The sequence below is a fragment of the Kitasatospora sp. NPDC052868 genome (assembly GCF_044547105.1).
Classification (GTDB): Bacteria; Actinomycetota; Actinomycetes; order Streptomycetales; family Streptomycetaceae; genus Kitasatospora.
The window spans coordinates 1-3484 of sequence record NZ_JBITZW010000054.1; the positions used below are offsets into that span (position 1 = coordinate 1).

A 3484-nucleotide genomic window follows, 5' to 3' on the forward strand; every position below is an offset into this window, starting at 1 on the left:
GCCTGCGCCGGCAACAACCCCGCACCGACCACCACCGGCCCCGGCTCCACCACCGGCACCGGACCCCCGACCGGCCCCGCCACCAACGGCGGAGCGAGGGGAGGGTTCTGCCCATCCCCCAGACCCTGCGCCGCCAACTGCTCCGCCAGCGCCGCAGTCTCCTGCTCGGCAGGGGTACGCGGCACCGTCGTGCCCCAGTAGACCGCCGGGATACCGGCCGACATCACCAGGAACTCGTCCTCGCCGTGGTACAGCGACTCGTCGAGGGTGGCGGGACGGCTCTGCAGGTGGGTCCCGAAGACCCGCTGGATCGGGATGTCCTGGACCGTCACGTAGAACGGCCCGCCGTTGGCGTGGGGATCCTGCGGGTCCTTGTAGGGCACCAGCAGGCTGAACGACTCGGCCGCCCCGCGCCTGAGCTCCAGCACGATCCCGCTGCCGGGCGCGGGGCCGGTGACGGGGACGGGGTGGGTCAGGGGGTTCGGAAGTCCCGGGTTGTCGTCGTCCACGTGCCGCCGGTTCTCCAACCGGATCAGCCTGACCGTGCCGTTCTGCCGGTCCACGTTCGGCAGTTCGACGGTCGTCAGCAGCTCGTAGGTGAACACGTGCTGGGCGACCAGGGCGCGCAGGTCGGTCGGGCCGTAGTTGACGTAGTGGGGGCCCCCGCGCACATCCGTGATGTTCTGCAGGACGCCGCTCAGGTCGGAGAAGCCCCAGTAGTAGGTCGACTCCAGGTTTCCTTCGGAGCGGAAGTGGGCGTACAGCAGCTTCGCGAGAGCCGGATGGGCCTTCCAGGAGCTGCCGGCCTGCTGGGCTCCCCAGCCGTCGATGAAGTCCGACGTCCCCGGTTGCCGGTCCAGCCACGTGTAGAAGGTGTCGGACACCCCGCCCGCGCCCCGCAGCGGCCCGCCCTCCACCAGCCCCCCGCCGGGGGCGACCAGGCTGCGGCGCGTCACCTCGACCCCGTTGTCGAAGGCCGGCGGCCGCTCGACCAGCAGCTCCGGGAGGTCCGCGAACACGCCGTCGGCCCGCATGGACATCTGCAGGTACAGGAACTCGCTGATGTACACGGGTGACCAGCCGTCCGCACTGAGCAGCTCGTACGTGTCCACCAGCCTCCGGGCGGCGGCGTTGCCGTCCGCCTCCTGCATGGCGCGCTCGACGATCTGCGCCAGTCGGCGGGCGATCCCGTCGGCCACGTGGTCGTGGACCATCGCCATGCCGTCCACCACGTGGCCCTCCGCGAGGCCGGACAACAGGTCGTCCCAGACCAGTGCCTCGACGCCGTTGAGCAGGGTGAGCGACGACAGGTGGTCCCCCTCGCGCCACAGCTCGTCGGCCCTGAACGAGCCCGCGGGCAGCGGCTCGGCCACGAACGGCGGAAGGTCCAGCACGAGCGGCGCGAGCACCGGGGAGGACGGCTCCGAGTGCGCCTCCTGCGCGTCGGCGTCCGAGCCCCCGGTCACCGAACCCTGGGGTACGTACTGCAGCGTGGTGCGGACCGGCGAAGCGGGGGCCGACCCGGTGCCCCAGTCGTCGTCCGAATCACTGGGCGGAGCCTGCGACTCCGACCAGGGGGCGGCGCCCTCCTCGGCGTTCCCGTTCCCGTTCCCGTTCCCGTTCCCGTTCTCGGCGGCTTCGGCCTCGGCTTCGGCCGCGGCCTGCTGCGCTGCGATCGTGTCGCGGTAGGTCTGGAGCTCCTGCTCGGTGACCACGGGTTGGCCCTCGCCCCAGCACTCCACCTGCCGGTCGGTGACCATGGTGAGGAACTCGTCCTCGCCGAGGTAGAGCGAGGTCTCGCCCTCCACCTCGTCCATCCTGGTCTGGAGGTGGGTTCCGAACACCCGCTGGATCGGGACGGTCTGCATGGTGAGCCAGAAGTCGCCGCCCACGACCTCCTTGTAGGGGTTCAGGAGACTGTAGGACTCGGCCGCACCACGATGGATTTTGATCTGCTGGTGGTTCGTCCCGGAATCGCCGGGGTCATAGGGTTCGGGCAGCTCCCGCAGCACGCTGCGCTGCTCCAGCCGGATCAGATCGATCGTCCCCGCGTCCCGGTTCACCCGGGGCATCGGGACGGTGCGCAGCAGCTCGTAGGTGAACATGTGCTGGGCGGCCACACTGCGCAGATAGCCGGGCTGGTAGGTGAAGCCGAAGACGTCGCGCCTGCCGATCTCCATGTGGAAGCCGGGGGTCATCTTCAGCCGGTGCTCGAAGCCGTTCAGCCAGAAGTACTCGTCGCCGATGTGTCGCCTGTTCGGGTTGCGGAAGTGGGCGAGCAGGACCTTCGCCTCCAGCGACTCCCGCGAGGCCGAGGTACCCGACTGCGCCACACCCCAGTTGTAGAGGTACTGCCTGTTCCCGCCGACCGCCGCCGTGTCGAGCCAGTCGTAGAACGCCATCGAGGCGCCGTCCGGGCCGACCAGCGATCCCCCCTGGACGACGTCGGCTCCGAGTGCCGGAGGATTGGTGGGATCGACGAGGAAGTACGCGGCACCCACGGGCCAGGCCACCAGCTCCCTCGGGAACTTCCTCGGCACCGCGCTGTCGCGGAACAGCATCTGCTGCCGCAGGAACTCGCTGATGTAGGCGGGCGTCCAACCGTCCGCGCTGAGCACCTGGTGCGTGTCAAGCAGCGTCTGGGCGGCCGCCAGCCGGTCGCCGCCGTCCGCCACGACCTGCCGGGCACGCGCGACGATCAGCTCCAACCGAAGCGCGGCCTGCTCGGCCGCCCGGTTGTAGACCGCCGCCATCCGGTCCAGCTGGGCGTCACTGGGCTCACCCTCCAACCCGTCGTCCCACACCATCCCCTCGACGCCGTCGTACAGGACGAACGCCGGCAGGCGGTCGCCGTCCCGCCACAGCTCGTCGGCCGTGAACGACCCCGTGATCGGCGGTTCGTGCACGAGCTCCGGAAGGTCCGGCAGCTCCGGCTCGTCCACCGGTGAGGACGACTCCGAAGGCTGCGTCTGCGCCCCGATGTTCAGGGTCGCGATCTGCGGCAGCTGCACGGTCTGGGTGGCGGGAGTCCGCACGACCGGAGCCGACGGCCCCTCGCCGCCCGAGTCGGAATCCCAGTCGTCGTCGGCCTCACCCTCGCTGTCCGACTTCTGCCGCATCCGCTCCGGCATCGGCAGGAACGGCTGGGGCCGGGTGGCGGGCGCCTGGGTGACGGGGGTCTGGGTCGCGGAAGTCTGGGTCGCGGGCGCCTGCACGACCGGGGCCGCCGGCTCCTCGCCGTCCGAGTCGGAATCCCAGTCGTCGTCGGCCTCGCCCTCGCTGTCCGACTTCTGCCGCATCCGCTCCGGCATCGGCAGGAACGACGGAGCCTGCGACGCCGGCCGCCCGGCATCCGAGTCCTCCACCTCGGTGTGGGACGGTGCCTTGGCCGTGGGGGCGGGCTTCGTCGAGGCGTTCCGGTACTGGTCGAAGGAGAGTTCGCGGACGACCGGTCCGGAGCGGAGCACGTCCTCGATCCGCTGGA

The 3484-nt window shown here is 70.8% G+C and carries 1 protein-coding gene; it reads right to left on the reverse strand.

Going from position 1 to position 3484, the window contains the following annotated elements:
* The coding region (locus tag ACIGZJ_RS36850; protein ID WP_396461380.1) for a hypothetical protein at positions 1–3467 on the reverse strand (3467 nt) is incomplete at its 3' end.
* Positions 3468–3484: the final 17 nt, after the last annotated feature.